General features: G+C 64.4%; 14 protein-coding genes. 5 read left to right on the plus strand and 9 right to left on the minus strand.

Going from position 1 to position 19285, the window contains the following annotated elements:
• The 3 genes from DEH80_RS04610 to DEH80_RS04620 form a co-directional block, all read left to right on the plus strand.
• A partial coding sequence (locus DEH80_RS04610) for a copper-binding protein (RefSeq protein ID WP_207774473.1) occupies positions 1–496 on the plus strand: 496 nt, incomplete at its 5' end.
• Positions 493–3597, plus strand: coding sequence for an efflux RND transporter permease subunit (locus tag DEH80_RS04615; protein WP_109719318.1), 3105 nt, complete (start codon positions 493–495; stop codon positions 3595–3597). The genes DEH80_RS04610 and DEH80_RS04615, both read left to right, overlap by 4 nt.
• Positions 3594–4340: a PepSY domain-containing protein gene (locus tag DEH80_RS04620; RefSeq protein ID WP_133249116.1), complete on the plus strand. Its 747-nt coding sequence runs from the start codon at positions 3594–3596 to the stop codon at positions 4338–4340. The genes DEH80_RS04615 and DEH80_RS04620 overlap by 4 nt, the downstream gene beginning before the upstream one ends.
• A gap of 19 nt (positions 4341–4359) precedes the next feature.
• Here the strand turns inward: DEH80_RS04620 and DEH80_RS04625 are convergent, their stop codons facing one another.
• Positions 4360–5622, minus strand: a complete 1263-nt coding sequence (locus tag DEH80_RS04625) for a cytochrome c (RefSeq protein WP_109719320.1) — start codon at positions 5620–5622, stop codon at positions 4360–4362.
• On the minus strand, positions 5619–6344 hold the full coding sequence (locus tag DEH80_RS04630; protein ID WP_207774474.1) for a c-type cytochrome: 726 nt from the start codon (positions 6342–6344) through the stop codon (positions 5619–5621). The genes DEH80_RS04625 and DEH80_RS04630 overlap by 4 nt, the downstream gene beginning before the upstream one ends.
• A gap of 182 nt (positions 6345–6526) precedes the next feature.
• Here DEH80_RS04630 and DEH80_RS04635 point away from each other — a divergent pair, with 182 nt between their 5' ends.
• Both DEH80_RS04635 and DEH80_RS04640 read left to right on the plus strand, forming a co-directional pair.
• The gene (locus DEH80_RS04635) at positions 6527–8410 is read left to right on the plus strand and encodes a sensor histidine kinase (protein WP_165831289.1); all 1884 of its coding nucleotides are present in this window, start codon (positions 6527–6529) and stop codon (positions 8408–8410) included.
• Positions 8407–8826: a response regulator gene (locus DEH80_RS04640; RefSeq protein WP_109719322.1), complete on the plus strand. Its 420-nt coding sequence runs from the start codon at positions 8407–8409 to the stop codon at positions 8824–8826. The genes DEH80_RS04635 and DEH80_RS04640 overlap by 4 nt, the downstream gene beginning before the upstream one ends.
• Before the next feature lie 98 nt (positions 8827–8924).
• On the opposite strand, the gene DEH80_RS04645 is transcribed toward DEH80_RS04640, so the two are convergent.
• The 7 genes from DEH80_RS04645 to DEH80_RS04675 all read right to left on the minus strand — a co-directional run bounded on the left by DEH80_RS04645 (position 8925) and on the right by DEH80_RS04675 (position 18928).
• Positions 8925–11105 (minus strand): malate synthase G, encoded by a 2181-nt coding sequence (locus tag DEH80_RS04645; protein WP_109719323.1) that lies wholly within the window; start codon positions 11103–11105, stop codon positions 8925–8927.
• Between the two features lie 896 nt (positions 11106–12001).
• Positions 12002–13762, minus strand: coding sequence for a BatD family protein (locus tag DEH80_RS04650; RefSeq protein WP_165831290.1), 1761 nt, complete (start codon positions 13760–13762; stop codon positions 12002–12004).
• Entirely contained in the window at positions 13755–15596 is a 1842-nt protein-coding gene (locus DEH80_RS04655) for a vWA domain-containing protein (RefSeq protein WP_109719325.1), read from the minus strand. The genes DEH80_RS04650 and DEH80_RS04655 overlap by 8 nt, the downstream gene beginning before the upstream one ends.
• Positions 15593–16579, minus strand: a complete 987-nt coding sequence (locus DEH80_RS04660) for a vWA domain-containing protein (protein WP_109719326.1) — start codon at positions 16577–16579, stop codon at positions 15593–15595. Before DEH80_RS04660 ends, DEH80_RS04655 begins: the two co-directional genes overlap by 4 nt.
• Positions 16576–17046 carry a DUF4381 domain-containing protein gene (locus DEH80_RS04665; RefSeq protein WP_109719327.1) on the minus strand — a complete coding sequence of 157 codons (471 nt, stop codon included), beginning with the start codon at positions 17044–17046 and terminating at the stop codon, positions 16576–16578. Before DEH80_RS04665 ends, DEH80_RS04660 begins: the two co-directional genes overlap by 4 nt.
• Before the next feature lie 3 nt (positions 17047–17049).
• Positions 17050–17937: a DUF58 domain-containing protein gene (locus tag DEH80_RS04670; protein ID WP_165831291.1), complete on the minus strand. Its 888-nt coding sequence runs from the start codon at positions 17935–17937 to the stop codon at positions 17050–17052.
• Positions 17938–17965: 28 nt separating this feature from the next.
• The gene (locus DEH80_RS04675; RefSeq protein WP_109719521.1) at positions 17966–18928 is read right to left on the minus strand and encodes an AAA family ATPase; all 963 of its coding nucleotides are present in this window, start codon (positions 18926–18928) and stop codon (positions 17966–17968) included.
• Between the last annotated feature and the right edge of the window lie 357 nt (positions 18929–19285).

Consider the following 19285-nt stretch of genomic DNA (forward strand, 5'->3'; position numbering starts at 1 on the left):
TGAGATGGACCATGGTGAGATGGACCATGGTGAGATGGACCATGGTGAGATGGACCATGGTGAGATGGACCATGGTGAGATGGACCATGGTGAGATGGACCATGGTGAGATGGACCATGGTGAGATGGACCATGGCGAGATGGACCATGGCGAGATGGACCATGGCGAGATGGACCATGGCGAGATGGACCATGGCGAGATGGACCATGGCGAGATGGACCATGGCGAGATGGACCACGGCGAGATGGACCATGGAAGTGATGGTTCCGGATCTTGGACACGCGCCGAGGTGCGTAGCCTGCACCGCGGTCAGCGCGCTGTGGTGCTGGCGCATGACATGATCCACTCCATCGGCATGCCACCGATGACCATGGGCTTTTCCGTGGCGCCGGCCGTCAACCTCGAGCCGATCGAGCAGGGCATGACGGTGCGTATCCAGGTCGACATGCCCTCTGACGGGGTCTACCGGGTCACGGCCATGGAGCCACTGCCATGATTGCTGCGCTGATCCGGTGGTCGTTGGCCAATCGTCCACTGGTGCTGCTGGCCACGGCCTTTGTGATCGTCGCCGGTGTCATGGCCGCGCGGGCAACGCCGGTGGATGCGATTCCTGACTTGTCCGACGTCCAGGTCATCATCCGCACGCCCTTTGCAGGTCAGGCGCCGGCCGTGGTCGAGCAGCAGGTCACCTATCCGTTGTCGACCGCCATGCTGGCGGTGCCCCATGCCCGTACGGTCCGGGGTTTTTCCTTTTTTGGGGACTCCTACGTCTACGTCATTTTCGACGATGGCACGGATCCGTACTGGGCCCGATCACGCGTACTGGAGTCCTTGTCTCAGGTTGCGGCTTCGCTGCCGCGTGAGGCCAGGCCGCAGCTCGGACCGGATGCGACCGGGGTGGGTTGGGTCTACGAGTACGTGCTGGTCGACCGCAGCGGGCAGCATGATCTGGCCCAACTGACCAGCCTGCAGAACTGGTTTCTGAAGTTCGAACTGCAAACCGTCGAAGGGGTGGCCGAGGTCGCCACCGTCGGCGGCATGGTGCGTCAGTATCAGGTCATCGTCGATCCCGTTCGGCTACAGGCGCACAGCCTGCCATTGTCCAGGGTGCAGCAGGCCATCGAGTCGGCCAACCAGGAAACCGGTGGTGCCGTGATCGAGATGGCCGAAGCCGAGTACATGGTTCGGGCAACCGGCTATCTGGACTCGGTTGATGACCTGCGCGCCGTGCCGCTGCGCACGGCAGACGATGGTGTTGTCGTGCGGCTGGAAGATGTGGCGCAGATCCAGCTGGGCCCGCAGCTACGCCGTGGGGTCGCCGAGTTCAACGGTCAGGGCGAAGTGGTCGGTGGCATCATCGTGATGCGCCAGGGGGGCAACGCCCAGGCCACCATCGCCGCGGTCAAAAAGCGCTTGGACCAGTTGCAGGGAAGCCTGCCGGCGGGCGTTGAGGTCGTGCCGGTGTACGACCGCTCGGCCTTGATCGGGCGGGCCATCGAGACATTGCAGCGCACCTTATTGGAGGAGCTGGCGATCGTGGCGGTCATCTGCCTGGTGTTCCTGTTCCATCTGCGCTCCGCACTGGTGGCGGTGATCAGCCTGCCGATCGGGCTTCTCGTCGCCATGCTGATCATGCGCGGGCAGGGGCTTAACGCCAACATCATGTCGCTGGGCGGCATGGCCATTGCCATCGGCGCCATGGTCGATGGCGCCATCGTCATGATCGAAAATCTGCACCATCACCTCGCGGCCAAAGATGATCGGCGGCACTGGCAACGGGTGGCCGACGCCGCGCAGGAGGTCGGTCCGGCGCTGTTCTTCTCGCTGGCCATCATCACGCTGTCGTTCTTACCGGTGTTGACGCTGGAGGCGCAGGAAGGCCGGCTGTTCGCACCGCTGGCCTATACCAAAACCTGGGCCATGGCTGCGGCCGCCGGGCTGGCCGTGACGCTGGTTCCTGTGCTGATGGGCTACGTCGTGCGCGGGTCGGTGCGGCCCGAGCAGGACAATCCGCTCAGCCGTGTTCTGGCGGCACTGTACCGGCCGCTGATTGCATGGGTGACCCGTCATCCCTGGGTTGCGGTCCTGCTGTCGGCGGCCTTGGCGTTGACTGCCATCTGGCCGGCGGCACAGCTCGGCAGCGAGTTCATGCCACCGCTGGACGAGGGCGACTGGATGTACATGCCGACCACCCGGCCGGGTCTGTCCATCGGCAAGGCGCGGGAGCTGTTGCAACAAACCGACAAGCTGATTAAATCCGTGCCCGAGGTCGACACGGTGTTCGGCAAGATCGGGCGTGCCGAAACGGCCACGGACCCGGCGCCGCTGACCATGATCGAGACCACGATCACCTTCAAGCCGGAAAGCGAGTGGCGACCCGGCATGACGCTGGAGGCGATCCGCGACGAAATCCGCCAACGCGTGAATCTTCCGGGGGTGACCAATGCCTGGGTCATGCCGATCAAGACCCGCATTGACATGTTGGCCACGGGCATCAAGACCCCGGTGGGGATTAAGATCAGCGGTGCGGATCTGGGCACCATCCAGGCGATTGGGCGGGAGCTGGAGACCTTGCTGGGGGAGGTGCCCGGCACCTTGAGCGTCTATGCCGAGCGGGTTGCAGGGGGGCGCTACATCACCATTGATATCGACCGTCGGGCGGCGGGGCGACTGGGTCTCAACATCGCGGATGTGCAGGCCGTTGTCCGCACGGCTGTTGGGGGGATGGCCGTGACCGAGACGGTTGAGGGCCTGGAGCGGTATCCCGTGAGCCTCCGGTATCCGCAGCACTGGCGCGAGTCACCGGAGGCCTTGAGCAGGCTGCCCATCGTGACCGCAGCAGGCAGGCAGGTTCAGTTGGGCGATGTGGCCGACATCCGGGTCGAGGAGGGTGCGGCGGTGATCAAAAGTGAAAACGCCCGCCGCGCGGGCTGGGTCTACATCGATCTGGACCAACGGGACATCGGTTCCTATGTGGCGGAGGCGCAGCGGCGAATTGCCGAATCGCTGGATCTGCCTGCCGGTTATTCCCTGCAGTGGTCGGGTCAGTACGAATATATGGAGCGCGCCAAGCAGCGCCTGCAATGGGTTGTTCCGGCCACGCTCGCGGTGATCGCCTTGCTGCTGTATCTGGCGTTTCGCTCGGTCACCCAGGCGCTGATCATTCTGGTGACCGTCCCGCTGGCCTTGTCGGGCAGCGTCTGGATGCTGTACTGGCTGAATTACGACCTGTCCGTGGCGGTGGCGGTGGGCCTGATCGCGCTTGCCGGGGTTGCGGTGGAAATTGGCGTGGTGATGTTGACCTACCTGAATCAGGCACGTGCTGCGCATCGGGCTTCGGGCGAGCGCGGACCGCGGGCCCTGGTCGCAGCGGTTCGCGACGGTGCGCAGCGACGCCTGCGGCCGGTGGTCATGACCGCAACCGCCACCATTGCCGGGCTGATCCCGATCATGCTCAGTGACGGCACCGGCTCCGAAGTCATGCGCCGAATTGCCGCGCCTATGGTGGGTGGGCTGGTCAGTACCCTGGTGCTGGCGCTGGTGGTGCTGCCGGCCGTGTATGTCCTGGTGTATCGCAGAGAATCGAGAGGCGGATGAATCGAACCCGAATAACGCGCTGGACCCGAAAATTGCATCGCGGGTTGGGGCTGTTGGTCGCGATCCAGGTCGTCCTCTGGATCGCCGGCGGCCTGATCATGGCCAGCCTTGACCTGCAGCGGGTTCGCGGTCTGCATTACGCCGCCGAGCAGCCGGTGGAGTCGCTGGAGCTCAAGGCGGTCACCGTCTCTCCGGCCCAGGTGCTTGAGGGGCTGGATCTGGGGGCGTCAGCGGTCGCGGAACTCAGACTGGTGCAGTGGCAGGGTCAACCCGTTTACCGCGTGCGGCCGCTTGCAGACACCGCCCGACCGCAGTTGGTCTCGGCGCATGATGGAGTCCGTTTGTCACCGCTGGATGAACCGACTGCACGGCGTATTGCCCAGGCCGATTACGCCGGCCCCGGGCGACTCGTCGATGCCCAATGGCTCGAAACCGTACCGTCGGAGGCCCGTGGCCGCCGGGGCCCGCTCTGGCGCATCCAGTTTGATGACGCCATCGACACCGCGCTCTATGTGTCGGCCGACACGGGGCAGGTTGTGGCGCGAAGAAACAACTGGTGGCGCCTGTTCGATGTCGTGTGGATGCTGCACATCATGGACTACGACACGCGCGATGATTTCAATCACCCCGTGCTGGTTCTAGCCGCTGCCAGCGCCTTGCTGTTTGCCCTGAGCGGCGTACTGCTGCTGGGGCTCGCCTGGTGGCCACGTGGGTCACGCCCAGCGGCGGGCACAGGCCGCTAGGAAGACGCTGATCCAAGCGCTAGTAGCGCGCGATGTCGGCGGCGGCCACGGCCGAGGCGTCATGTCCCCAGGCGCCCCGGATATAGCTGATCACCGCGGCGATCTCCTCGTCACTGAGCTGGTGGCTGAACGGCGGCATGCCATGCGGGCGCGGGTGCGCGGCGGTGCTGGGCGCGAACCCGCCATCTAAGACGATGCGAATGGCGTTATTCGCCGATGGTGCCAACACCAGCGGATTGTTGGCCAGGGCGGGGTAGGTGAAGGGCTGACCCTCGCCGTCACGGCCGTGACAGTCCGCGCAATGGTTCGCGTAGACCACGGACCCCTGTTTGATCAATTCGCTGCGCCGCACGCCATCCACGCGGGTGGTGACCCTGGGGGCTGGGGAGTCCGTGACGGGCAGGCTGGCGATGTAGGTGATCATCGCATCGAGATCGCTGTCGTCGAGATATTGCGTGCTGTTGAACACGACCTCGGCCATGGGGCCGCTGACCGCGTTATCGCGTGAGGTGCCTGCCTTTAGGAGTGCATGCATCTCGCGTCGGTCGACATCGTTCATGCGCCGGTTGAGATTGAGCGGCAGCGCATCCCATTCCATGCCGGCGATCGGGCCGCCGGCATAGGCGTGGGCCTGGCTTTCCTCGCCGAGTGGGCCACGGATGGTGTGGCAGGCGCTGCAATGTCCGAGGCCCTCAACCAGATAGGCGCCACGATTCCAGGCCGCACTGGCCTTGGGATCCGGCTCGAACGTAGACGGTTTGAAGAACAGGCGCTGCCAGCCGAGTCGTGCGAGCTGGGTATCAAACGGAAATCGCATGTCGCTGGGTGGCCGCACGCGTTCGACGGGTGCGAGCGACTGCAGAAACACGTAGAGCGCATCGGAGTCCTCGCGGGTGATCCGGGTGTAGCTTGTGAACGGAAAGGCCGGGAGCAGAAAGCCACCATTCTTGCTGCGCCCGAGGTGCATGGCCCGGTAGAAGTCGGCCGCACTCCACTGTCCGAGTCCGGTGGCGTCGTCCGGCGTCAGGTTGGTGGTGTAGAGACTCCCGAAGGGGGTGGGGACTCGTCGGCCGCCCGCGTAGGGCGGCCCGCTCTTGGCCGTATGACAGCCAATACAATTGCCGGCTCGGGCCAGGTAGGCGCCTCGTTCGATGCGCTCCGGTGTCATGGCTGGCTGGGTGTCGGCGACGGGCGTTGGAAACAGCACCGGCCAGATGAGCCAAAGCCCGGCAATGAGTCCGACCCCCAGGATGCTGGCCGTCGCGAGCTTCAGCCAGTTCATCGGCTTGCCCCGCAGGGTAGCGGCAAGGGCGCGGGCAGCTGTGGCAGGGGCTTGGCGTTTCTCGGATAGGGTTGGCTGGCCAGCCATCGAGATACACGGTCAATCTCCGCCGGGCTCAGGCGGATGGCCACCGTATGCATGCAGTCAGGCGCGGCGGCACGGCGGGTGCCTTCACGCCAGGCGCCCAGTTGGGCCGCCAGATATTCCGAGCGTAAACCCAACAGGCCCGGGATCGTCGGCTTAGCGCCGATCAGGTCATCACCATGACAGGCCGTACAGGCCGGCAGGTTGCGGGTGGCGTCCCCGTGCCGGATCAGCATTTCGATCTCACCGGCGTCGGGCTCCGACAGGCGGGTCGGGGAGTGAAGCTTGGGTGTCTGCGCCGCGTAGTAGACGGCGATCTCGTTGAGATAGCCCTCCGACAAGACCGCAAACATGGCCTGCATAATGTCGTGCTGTCGCCGGCCATGGCGAAAATTGATCATCTGCTCGTACAGATACCCGGCGGGTTTGCCGGCAATTGAAGGAAAGTAGTCTTCGTCGGCCGCAACCCGACCGGACTCGCCATGGCAGGCAGCGCAGGGCTGAACACGCGCGTCCATGTTGTCGGGCGGTGACGGTTGGGCCCAGGCGATTGAAGTCGCGAGCAGCCACACGCTGTGGCGCAGCATGCGGCGGAGTCGTCGCAGGGTCATCAGCGCCGGGATGATCGGTCGATCCATAAAACAGTCCACGGTTGGGGCTTTGGCGTGCTTTCGGTGTGTCCGACCCCCCTCACGTCGACCGTGGAGCACGGCCCAAGTTTACCGGAGACGACCGCGCTCACGAAAACTGCCCGAGCGAATCGCGCCTTCGATACCATGGGCGCAGGCACCCAGGCGGAGCGTCAGCACGACGAGTGCGATTGCGTCTATCGACTAAAATCATTGCAGTGATGTCGGCGTTGGTCATCGTCACCGCAGCCAGTTCAGCGGGCCTGATTCTCAGCCGCCTGACCGACCAGCTGATTGAATCCCGGCTCGGCGAGTTGGATCGTGCCACGGCATTGCAGGCTTCGATGTTCCGGGCACGCATTAACGAGCTACAGCGCGACGTCACGCTGCTGGCCGGCACCCCGCCCATCGAAGGGATTGCGCGGGCCCAGGCCCATGACGGCGCGGACCCCGAGGATGGGTCGACCGTGGCCCAGTGGCAGCGTCGACTCAGCGTCATCTTTGAGCAGACCCTGTTGAGTAAACCAGCCTACCTGCAGGTGCGCTACATCGGCATGGCGGACGATGCCCGGGAACTGGTTCGTGTGCAGCGCCGCCGACCGGGCGAGCCGGTGGAGGTCGTTGCGGACGGGGGGCTGCAGTCCAAGGCCGATCGGAACTATGTCCGGCAGGCCCGCCGCCGGGCGCCGGGGCAGCTCTACCTATCGGCGATTAATCTCAATCGTGAGCTCGGTCAGATCGAGTCACCGGATCTGCCTGTAATCCGCGCGGCCGTGCCGGTGCATATTGATGGCGAGCTGTTCGGTCTGGTGGTCATCAATCTGGCGATCCAACCCACACTGGTCGAGATTGTGGCGGCGACACAGACGCCCCAGGCGGTCTACCTGACCAATGATCAGGGGCAGTTTCTCTGGCATCCGGAACCGGGGCGGGCATTCGCCTTTGAACGCGGTGATCCGGTGACCGTCGACAGCGTCTTCCCCCGTCTGGCCGCTGTATTGACCAACCCGCAGGCGAACGAACGATTGTTACGCGCCGAGGCAGATCGGGTCATGGCGGCACGGTCGGTGGCCTATGGTCCGCCTGACCTGGGTCGTCGCCTCGGCATCTTCATGGTCACGAGCAAGGCCGACGCCACCCTCCCGGCCCGGCAGCTGGCCCGTCAGGCCGCTTTGCTGCTGTTGGCACTGGTCGCCGTGACCATTTTGATCGGCGTCTGGCTGTCTCGGCTGGCGGTCCGCCCGATCGCACGCCTGGCGCAGGCTGTCGAGCATGTGGGCGAGCAGCATCCTACGTTGACGCTGCCGGAGGAGCTCAGCGGCGAAGCCCGTCATCTGGGCAAGGCCTTGAGCGATGCGTTGGGTTCGCTGCGACAGCGGAACCTGGAGCTGCAGGCAGGCAATCGTGAACTCAAACAGTTTGCCTACATCGCCTCACACGATCTGCAGGAGCCGGTGCGCACGATACTGAGCTTCAGCTCCTTGCTGGACAATCAGTACCGGGATCAGCTGGACGCGCGAGGGCAGACGAGTCTGCGATTCATCATCGAGTCCTGTACCCGCATGCAGGCCTTGATTTTCGGTCTGCTTGAATACAGCCGGCTGGGCATTGAGGCCGTCCCGACCCGGGCCGATCTTGGCCTGTTGGCCGCGGGCGTCTGCGATGATCTGTCCGAGGCGATCAAGGCTGCGCGTGCTGAGGTCACCGTCGGCGAGTTGCCGGTTCTCAACGTCTTTGGGGTGGAGATTCGCCTGCTGTTCCAGAACCTGATTGCCAATGCGATCAAGTTTCGTCGTCCGGATGTCGCGCCGGTGATCGAGTTACAGGCCAAGCCCTACGAAGACGGCTGGCTGGTCACCGTGGACGACAATGGGATCGGGATCGAGCCAGCCCATCGCGAGAAGGTGTTTATGATCTTTCAACGCCTTCATAATCGGACTGAATACAGCGGTACCGGCATTGGTCTGGCGCATTGCCGCAAGATCGTCGACATGCACCACGGCAGAATCTGGGTGGAAGACAGCCCGCTGGGCGGCAGCCGGTTCTGCGTTTATCTGAAAGAGATCCGAACATGAACAAGCCCTTGAATGAAGTCCTGCTCGTGGATGACAACGAGGCGGATAATTTTCTGCACCGCGCGGTGCTGGAGGACATGGGGGTTGCCGATCGCATTGTCGAGCGGCTCAACGGCCAGGAAGCGCTGGATTACTTGCTAACGCCCGACGATCAGGGGCGGTTCCCGTCACCGGACCTCATCTGTCTGGACATCAACATGCCGATCATGAGTGGTTGGGAGTTTCTGGATAGCTATGAACAGCTACCGCCGGAGCGCCGGCGCGGGGTTGTGGTGATGATGCTCACGACCTCCCTGAACCCGGAAGATGCGGAGCTGGCGCGCGAGCGCAGCGTGATCGGTGCGTTCTCGAACAAGCCACTGACCTCGACCAAGGTCTTGCAGCTAATCGAGGAGCATTTCCCCGGGCGGAGCTAGCGCCCTAGGGCTCCTAGGGCCTCGGTTGATGCCGGATACGAAAACGCCGCATCCAACTGGATGCGGCGTTTGACGTTCATCGACTTGAGCAGCCGGTATCAGGCAGCCGCTTTCTTTTTCAGGCGATAGCGATGCAGCAGCGGTTCGGTGTAGCCGCTAGGCTGCGTGGTGCCTTCGAAGATCAGCGCTGAAGATGCGGCAAAGGCGATTCCATCGTAGCCCGGCGCCATCGGCGTGTAGCTGGGGTCGCCACCGTTCTGACGATCCACCACCTGGGCCATCCGCTTGAGCGTTTCCTCGACCTGCTCGCGCGTGCAAAGCCCGTGATGCAGCCAGTTGGCAATATGCTGGCTGGAAATCCGCAGCGTGGCTCGGTCTTCCATGAGTCCGATGTCGTTGATGTCCGGCACCTTGGAACAGCCCACACCGGCGTCGATCCAGCGCACCACGTAGCCGAGAATTCCCTGGCAGTTGTTGTCCAGCTCGTGTTGGATTTCCTCGGCTGAGGGACGGTCGTCGCCCAGCAGCGGGATCGTCAGGATGTCGTCCAGGCTCGCATGCTCACGCTTGCTCAGCTCCTCGATCCGCTCGAACACGTTCACATGGTGATAGTGGATGCTGTGCAGTGTTGCACCGGTGGGCGAGGGCACCCAGGCCGTGGTCGCGCCCGCCTTGGGGTGGCCGATCTTCTGGTCCAGCATGGCGGCCATCTCGTCCGGCATCGGCCACATGCCCTTGCCGATCTGGGCCTTGCCAGACAGGCCGCAGCGAATGCCGACATCCACGTTCCAGTCCTCGTAGGCTTTAATCCAGGGCTGGGCCTTCATTTTGGTCTTGGCGATGAAGGGGCCGGCTTCCATCGAGGTGTGGATTTCATCGCCGGTCCGGTCCAGGAAGCCGGTGTTGATGAACACGCAGCGCTCCTTCGCCTGGGCAATACAGGCAGCGAGGTTGACCGTGGTGCGGCGTTCCTCGTCCATGATGCCGATCTTCAGCGTGTGGCGATCCAGGCCCAGGGCATCTTCGATGGCGGCAAACAGGTCATTTGCATAGGCCACTTCCTCGGGACCGTGCATCTTGGGCTTTACGATGTACACCGAGCCCGTGCGCGAATTGCCCTTGTGCTCGGGATCACGTTTGTCGGCCTTCAGGTCATGCATGGCGGCCAGCGACGTGACCATGCCGTCCATGATCCCTTCGAAAATCTCGTTGCCTTCGGCATCGAGAATCGCCGGGTTGGTCATCAGATGACCGACATTGCGCACGAATAGCAGGCTACGACCGTGCAGCCGCAGCTCGTTGCCATCGGCGCCGGTGTAAAAGCGGTCGCCGTTCAGCGTCCGGGTGATGGTCTTGCCACCCTTTTGCAGCGCGGTGGACAAGTCGCCCTTCATCAGGCCCAGCCAGTTGCCGTAAACCTCGATCTTGTCCTCTGCGTCGACAGCGGCCACCGAATCTTCGCAATCCATGATGGTGGTGACTGCGGCCTCGACCAGCAAATCCTTCACGCCGGCGGCGTCGGTCTGACCGATGGGGCTGTCGGCATCGATCTGGATTTCGACGTGCAGGCCGTTGTTCTTGAGCAGGACGGCCGCCGGGGCGTTCGGTTCCCCGTTATAGCCAACGAAACGCTCGGGATTCGCGAGGCCGACCGTTTGATCATCGGCCGTCGTGACCTGCAGGGCGCCGTCGACGATGCGGTAAGCCTTAGAACCCACGTGGCTGCCGCTGGCCAGCGGGGCGACGGTATCCAGATGCTTGCGGGCGAACTCGATGACCTTGTTGCCGCGCACGGGGTTGTAGGCACCACCACGCTCGGCCCCGCCTTCTTCAGAGATGGCATCCGAGCCGTACAGCGCGTCGTACAGGCTGCCCCAACGCGCATTGGCGGCGTTGAGCGCATAGCGCGCGTTCTTGACCGGCACCACCAGCTGCGGGCCGGCCTGCGCTGCAATCTCGGTGTCCACATTTTGGGTGCTGACCTTAAAGGCTTCGGGTTCTGGCAGCAGATAGCCGATCTCTTCCAGAAACGCCTTGTATGCAGCCGCGTCGTGGGACTGGCCACGACGTTGCAGGTGCCAGTCGTTGATCTTGGCCTGCAGCGCTTCGCGGGTTTCCAGCAATGCGCGATTGCGGGGCGCAAAGGTCTTGACGATGGACTCCAGCCCGCTCCAGAACTGATCGGGACTGACGCCGGTACCGGGGCAGATTTTTTCATCGATCAGGGTTTTGAGGCCGCTATCAACCTGCAGGCCACCCGCTTGCGTGTAATTGCTCATAAAGTTCCTTGTCCTTCTGGAGAAAACCGTCGGGCAGGTCTTGTGACCTGCGCCATGCATCACTGCGATCGGAGCCAATGGCACCCGCTCATTCTGGGTCAGGGGGGCGCCGGCCATGTCTGGCGCGCCAAAACAACCCCATGACGGGCGCGGGAGTGTCCCATCGGGCTTACCTGTGAATCAAGCGAGGCCCTGCGGCCGCCCTGAACACAGCCTGCTTTCGGCGCTGTCTGGGAGTGGCTTGTCGAGTGACAGCGGCGCGCGGGCGTGCACGGTCGCCGTGAGGACGGTGGTGCGGTGACAGAGCAACAACCGGACCCGGTTGCTCCGCCGTGGTGTCAGCAGCGGGGGCCAAGCGCACAGGCCACGGTTAGCGCAGGCCAGCGACCGCGCGGTACGGCCGAGCTGCACGGCGGAGACGCCGGGCGTTCAGCGTGCGCGCGTTCTCAGTCCAGGGCCTTGATCCAGCGGACGCCTGACGCCGGCTGTCGCGTCGCGTGTAGAATAAATGGGATCAAAAGCCCACCGCTCGTGATGGCCAGCGTATGACTGCTGGTTTCCGCCGCCAAAAGAAAACCCGGCGCCGCTAGGCCTGCCGGGTTGTCGGAAAGAATGTCCGCTTTTGGCTGCGGAATTCGTTTAAGCAGTCTCGTGCAACTTTTTCACCGGTTCAGGCATCTACAAGATGACTGTGCCCAACCCGCCGGTCCCGACTTCCATGGAGTCTGCCTGCTCGGGGATGTCCCCACCCAGGCGACTTGTTGCCCTCGGACGTAACCGTTCGGGGGTTTTTTTTGTGCGGTCGGTCGGATTTGGCAGTGGCGAATCAGTGGCAGGACGCCTTTGACACAAGACTGCCATATTTTTTTGCACGCGTCTTCTGCCGGCCTGACCCCCTATGTGGCCTGTCTGGGCTGGGCTTCTGGGTACAGTGGTGGCAGGGTCGCGATGGGCGTTGCTGCGGTTGGCCGATCGGGTAATTGCCGGATCGCCTGGCACAGCGATTCGGGCGACCAAGCTCCGGTCATCTGGCCTGCGTAGAGGTGGGCGTCCAGGGCTGTCAGGGCCTGCGTCAGTTGTGGGTCGGCCTCGCGGCGCGCCCAGTCCTCCAACGTGTACACGAAATGGGGCGCATGCCGCTGTCGCGCCCAGCCCAGCAGGGCCTGCCGTGCCTCTGACGGTGTCGCCGACTGCAGTGTTTTGATCAGTTGGCGTGTGGAGGGCGCGGCGGGTTGGGTATCCGGGATTCTCCGGTCCTGGGAGCGGCGACGAGACGCAACAAACCAGGCGCCGATGGTGAGCAGCCAGCCCAGCCCCAGAAACGCCGCCAGCCACGGCCAGATCCCGGAGTCGGCGACTGACCGCAGCGGGGGGGTATACGGGGTGGTCGTAACATCGGGTTCACTGGTGACCGCTTGCGAAGGGGGCGGGGGCGTGGTGGCCATGGCGCCTGGCTCCACCTGGATGCGGCGCTCCGGAATCACGGTTTCCCGTGGACGGTCAGCGGTGGTGTCCCACCAGCGCAGTCTGATTTCCGGAAGGACCAGCTCGCCGGCCTGGTTGGCGATCAGTGCCCATTGCTGGGCCAAACGGGCTCGTACCCCGTTGCGGGACTCGCTGGTCTGGGTATCGGCGGGCTCGCCATAGGCCTGGACGCCGTCGGGCTGTTGTGGGGTTAGCGGATCAATCTGCGTGTGTAGCTGACCGTCGATGACCAGTTCGGTGATTCGGCTGAATGGTTCGCCTGCCACAAAGGGGCCGCTGTTGGGCACCAGGGACTGTTCGAGTTCAACATTGGATGCAGGCAGCCACGGGCCCGTCCAGTCTGCAGGGGGCGGTTGGATGCTAAGCGTCATCGGCTCGCCTTCTGCGAATATCTGCCGGGTCTGGCCAGCAAACTGCCCCAGATTGAACATCGATGAGCGCCGACGCCCGGTCGAAATTTCGCCTGTGAACTGCGGTGCGGTGATGACCAGCTCGCCGGGCTGCTCCGCGAAGAGCACGTAGCGGCGCTCGAAGAGGTGGTAGCGCTGGCCGTCGCGAATCGCGCGGGATTCGGATTGTTCACCAATCTGTTCGATCACCGCGTTGGGAGCGCTGGGCTCACCGAGCTGGCCGGAGACCAGGTCTCCGCTGACATAAAGCCGCACGGTGAGCAGGGCCTGTTCCTGGACGTAGGCACTGTCGCGATCGACCTCGAACTCGATAAATGCGTCACGGGGCCCATCGCCGGCCTCCGGGGCCACCACGGTGAGCGGGATCGGGTTCGTCGAAGTACTGCCCACCTGGATGGATGGAATCTCGTAGTCCCCCGGGCGCGTGGCAACCAGCGTGACCGTCCAGTGCCGGCTTCGCGAAGCCCGTCCGTTGATCAGGCGATACTCCGATCCGCTCACCGTGTTGAGGACCCGGAACCGGCCCTCCAGCGCAGACCAGTCCGGGTTGCCCTCACGCTCATCCGTGGAGCGCAGCGTCAGATTAAAGGTCTCGCCGACCATGACCGGATTCCGGTCCACCGTGGCGTTGACCGCAGCGATGGCCCCGCCGGGCAGTCCGCAGAGCAGCAGGGTCACGAGCGCGAGCAGCACCGGCCAGCTGCCGGCATCCGTCACGGCGCTTGCGAGGCGGCGGGGGCGTCTTCGGATGGGCTCACTCATTGGCTTCACGTTGGCGTCTGGCCTCACGGCGCTGTTGTTCGAGCAGGAACTTGTTGCGTAATAAACCGCCTGGGTCATCCGGCACACGGCGGAGCCATTGCTGGACTGCGGCTTGTTCGGCCTCGGACGCCGGGTCAGGCAGGGCCGGGTTGCCGGCCGCTTGATCGGGCGGGCTGTCGGCATCTGCCGCCGGGTCATCCTCGGTGGACGCGGAGGGTGCGTCCGCCGACTCGGCGGGGTCGTTCTGCGTGGCATCGTCCGGGGCGGGCGACTGCGGGTCGCTGTCCTCCGCCGACGGGGTGCCCTGCGAGCGCTGATCATCACCCGGCGGGTCCGACGGATTGCCCTCGGCATCCTCTGCGTCCGATTCGCCACCCTCCGATGGATTGGCGTTGTCCTGCCCTGATTCAGACGACTCCGATGGGTCTTGCGATGGCGACTGCTGTGAGGCTTGCTGCTGCTGGAGTTGTTCCACCAGCGCCTTGTTAAAGGCCGCGTCTTCCAGCGTTGGATCGAGCGCCAGGGCCTGGTCATAAGCCTCGATGGCGGCATCCAGCTGCCCGGCCCGGGCCAGGGCATTGCCCAGGTTGTAGGCTTGGTCGGCCGTTGTGGGGGCTGAGAACGCATCGATGGCCGCCTCGTAGTCGCCGGCCTGGTAGGCCGCCGTGCCTTTCCAGTTCGGGTCTTTGAACGTTTGCATGGCCGCTTCGGGCTGTCCGGCCTGCAGCTGATCTTGACCGCGCTGATCTGCGTTTCGCCACAGCCAGTCGGGGCCTAGCGCGTACACGGGGTCGGTGAGCGCAAGTGTCAGTGCCACGGTGGCCAGCCAGGGCGCGCCCCGACGGAAGCCAAGCAGCGCCAGTGGTAGCACCAGGAGCACCAGCCAGGGGCCTGCGTCTTCGCGGCGCCGGGTCTCGTTATGGTCAGCGGAGTTCGAAGAGCCCCGGGCGACGGCCTGCACGCCCAACATCTCCAGGGTCAGTGCCTGGTTTGGAAGCGGCTGATATTGACCGCCGCCAGCGGCAGCGAGTCGGCGCAGACCGGGTTCATCGAGCCGCGCGAGTGTCATGCGGCCGGATCGATCGTGGACCCAGCCCCCGCGGTCGCTGGGGATTGGGGCGCCATCCCGTGTGCCAAAACCGACCACGCTGAGTCGGTAGCCGGCGTCCGCCAACTGCTGCGCGGCCGCTTGGGCGGCCTCGTCCGGCGCGGAGTCGGTGAGCAGGATCACGTCGCCCGACAGCGCCTGCCCCTGTTCCATGAGCGCCAGGGCTTGTCGCAGGCCGGTGGCGATGGCGCTGCCGGGCACCGGCATGAGGTCTGGGGCCAGGGTGCCGATCAAATGCTTGGCCGTGCGGTGATCAGTGGTCAAGGGCACGACGGCATGTGCGGTGCCGGCGAATGCCACGACGGCCAGGCGCCCATCACTGGCCGAGTCGATCAAATCCATGGCTGCAAATCGTGCCCGGGCCAAGCGGCTGGGCGGCAGGTCTTGCGCATTCATGGATTGCGACAAATCCAGCACCAGCACACGCGCCGTACTCGCCTGGAACACGGGCGCTGGCTGCTCGCGCCAGCTGGGTCCGGCCAGCGCCACAATGCCCAGCAGAACCGCCAGGCGCAGTGCCCAACGCGACAGCCGATCGACCCAGTCGTGCCCGCCGGTGGCCGGGCCGGTCGCCAACGCATCGAGTAGCTCTGGTTCGATGACCTGTGACCAGCGCGGATCGCGTGTCCGGCTGAGATGGCTGTGGAGCACCCAGATCAGCCAGGGCAGTAGCGCCAGCAACCATCCCGGGCGTAGCAGCTCTAGTTGTTCAATGGCTGCGATCATGCCCGTGCCCCGCGTTGCTCTCGCCAGCGGCGGAGCAGGAGCAAGGTCGTCGCCAGCAAACCGGCTGCCGCGAGTGGCCACAGAAACAGTTCGTCCTGCGGTCGGACACTCAGGGCATCGACCTCCACGGGTTCGATATCGTCTAGCAAACGATAAATCGCCTCCAGCTCATCGGTGTCGCGTGCGCGGAAATAACGTCCGCCCGTTTGTTCGGCGATGTGCTGGAGCTGCCGCTCGTCGATCTGCGCCTGCTGGATCTGGAAGAAGCCGCCCAGGGCGCGTGTCCCGCCTCCGAAACCGATGGTGTGAATGCGGATGCCCAGCGTGGCCGCGAGTTCGGCCGCCTTGTCCGGCTCGAGTTCACCCGCCGTGTTGACGCCATCGGTGAGCAGGACCAGCACACGTTCCTTGGCAGGGCTGTCCTGCAGCCGCTTGGCCGCCAGGCCAATGGCATCGCCGATGGCGGTTTTCTGTCCGGCCAGACCCACCAGGGCGTCGCCGAGCAGGGTGGCGACGGTTTCGCGGTCAAGGCTAAGCGGTGAGTAAACGTAAGCGCGGTCACCGAACAGAATGAGTCCGACCCGATCACCGGTCCGTCGTTGGATGAAATCCGTGGCCACCGATTGCACGGCCCGCAGCCGGTTCACCCGCCGGCCGGCTACCTCCATGTCCGCCTCCTCCATGGAGCCAGAGACGTCCACCGCAAGCATCAGGTCCCGTCCGCTGGTGGGCAACCGGATCGGTTCGCCCAGCCACACCGGCCGGCAGGCCGCGAACACCAGCAGCGCCCAGACCAGACCGGCGGCCAGCTGACGGGCATTCAAGCGTCGCCGGCGCTGCGTATCGGCCGCCGCCGCTTGGGCCAGTTCAGCGTGGATGGGCAGGTGCACGGCCTGTCCGCTTCGTACCGGCGGTGCCCAACGCAGCATCAGCCACGGCAGGGGCAGAGCGGCCAACCACCAGGGCCAGAGCAGCTGAATCATCGCAGTGCCTCGCGTGCCCAGCGGCGACTGATCTCCAGCAGCTGCCGGGCATCGGTTTGAGTGCCTGGCTGCGGCTCGTAGCGGGCTTCAAACAGGTCTCTGTGGACCGAGCTGATATCCACCTCGGGGGCGGCCTGCTGTAGCTGCTGTTTCCAGCGATCACCTGTCAGGCCGGCCACCTGCTGACCATCACGTGCCATGGCACATCGCCGCCACCAAGCTGCGAGCTGGTCATGAAAGTCGTCGTGCTGCCGGCAGTTCTGCAGGCGCTGGAGTTCGCGCAAGGCCAGGCGCCGGGCGGTTGGGCGACGCCACCAGCGAATCAGCCAGATCAGTCCCAGGCCGGCCAGTAGCACCAGCAATGCGAGGAGCCACCAGCCGGGTGCCAGCGGCCATGCGCTGGGGTCTGGAGGTGGGTGCAGGCCACGCAGCTGGGCCAGAGGATCTGGAGTCGTGCCGGGATTCATGGACTAAGCGACCTGACGCCGGCGCCCAAGCGCGGTTGATAGCGCATCCAGTGGCTCGCCATCCGTAGACAACTCGACCCAGTGTGCGCGGCAGCTTCGCGCCGCCGATTCGGCAGCCGCCCGTCGCTGCGCGTACTGCTCGGACCACCGACGTCGATGATGCGGATCGCCGGTATCGATCCAGCGAATCTGACCGGTTTCATCGGCCAGTGGGTAGCGTCCTGCTGGAGGCAGGCGCTGCTCAATGGGATCGACGACAAAGCCTAAAATCAGCTCCACACGTTGGCCCAGCTTGCGCAATAGCGCCGACTCCATTGGACCGAGCTGGCGGAAATCACTGAACAGGCCCACCAGCGTGCCGGGTCGTGCGGTGCGCAGCAGCCGCCGCAGGAGTTGGCTCAACGCATCCGCGCGAACCGGGCCGTGCGCCGGCGTGGAGTCAGCGAGTGTGTGCAGCCATTGCAGCAGCTGGCGTCGCCCACCAGGGCGAATTTCTGCATGCCGCTGACCATCGAAGCTCAACCCGCCCACACGATCCCTGTTGTCCAGGGCCGCCCATCCGCAAAGGGCCGCAGCCTGGGCGGCCACGACCGACTTGAAGCGACCGCGTGTGGCAAACCACATCGCCGGGCGCAGGTCCACGCAGAGCATGACCGGACGTTCGCGCTCTTCGTGATAGAGGCGGACGTGCGGGGTGCCGGTTCGCGCAGTCACCCGCCAGTCCATCGCCCGCAGGTCATCCCCTGGCTGGTACACGCGGTAGTCGTCAAATTCCATGCCGCGGCCACGGAAACCAGATGCGTGCGCCCCCGCCAAGTCGGTCATCACCCGTGGTCGGGATGACAAATCCAACGCGGCGGCCTGCCGGCGCAGGCCGGTCAGTGCTTCCATGTCGATGCGCGTTCGTCCGGCCACGATGTCAGGCAACCGGCACACGCTCGAGCAAGTGATTGACCACGGCATCGCTGTCGACGCCGTCGGCCTCCGCCTCGAAACTCAGCAGTATGCGATGGCGTAAGACATCGGCTGCAATGGCCTGGACATCGTCGGGAGAGACATAGTCTCGGTCACGTAGCCAGGCGTGGGCACGGGCGCAACGTTCCAGGCCCAGGGTTCCGCGTGGACTGACACCGAATTCGATCCAGCGGGCAAGGTCCTCGCCGTAGTGTGCCGGCGTCCGCGTGGCCTGGATGAGCTGGACAATGTAGGTCTCGACGGCGTCGTCCAGATGCAAGTCCAGGCAGGCAGCGCGCATGGCCATAACCGACGCTTGGTCGATCCGTGTCGCCGGAGTCGGCGGCGCAGTTTTGCGATCCGTCGCCCGACTCAGTCGCAGAATTGCGCGCTCGGTCCCGGCGTCGGGGTATCCCACCTTCACGTACATCAAAAAGCGATCGAGCTGGGCTTCAGGGAGTCGATAAGTCCCTTCCTGTTCAATCGGGTTTTGTGTGGCCATGACCAGGAACAGGTCGGGGAGGGCGTAGGTGGTCTGCCCCACGGTGACCTGTCGCTCAGCCATGGCCTCCAGCAGCGCTGACTGAACCTTTGCAGGAGCGCGGTTGATCTCGTCGGCTAATAGCAGGTTGTGGAAGATCGGGCCGTGGCGAAACTCAAAAGCCCCTTGCTCCGGTCGAAAGATTTCCGTGCCGACCAGATCGGAGGGCAGCAGATCAGGCGTGAACTGCAGGCGGTGGAAATCCGCCTCCAGGTGATCCGACAGCGTCTTGATTGCCGTGGTCTTGGCCAGGCCCGGCGCCCCTTCTACCAGTAGATGACCGTCGGCCAGCAGTGCGATAAGAATCCGTTCCACCAGATGCGTCTGGCCGAGAATGCGTGCCTCCACGGCCTCGCGTAACGCATTGATCACAGCGTGATGGGTCATGTTGGTCTCGTCGATGAAGTGCATAGCTCCGCACCAAGGCCGGTTCCGACCCTGTACAGCAGACGTGCGGTAAATCACGCGCGATGACGATCCTCTGTCAGCGCGGCAGTGGCTGGCCGAGCCAGTCATTGGTGGCTGTAGTGAGGCCCTGGCTGCGCAGATTCAAGCATGCGGCCAGGCCATCGCGCCGTGGTCCCCACAACATGGTGGAACATGTTGGCTTGAGGAACCAGCCCTTCCGAGCCGCGGTGCTGTAAGTGAGTTCTGCATCAAGAATACAAACGATTCTCATTTGTTACACTCCGCGCCGCGGCAGTCAGGGTGGCTGCCGAATCATTTTCAACAACAGGATGACGA

This window comes from Abyssibacter profundi (assembly GCF_003151135.1).
Taxonomy (GTDB): domain Bacteria; phylum Pseudomonadota; class Gammaproteobacteria; order Nevskiales; family OUC007; genus Abyssibacter; species Abyssibacter profundi.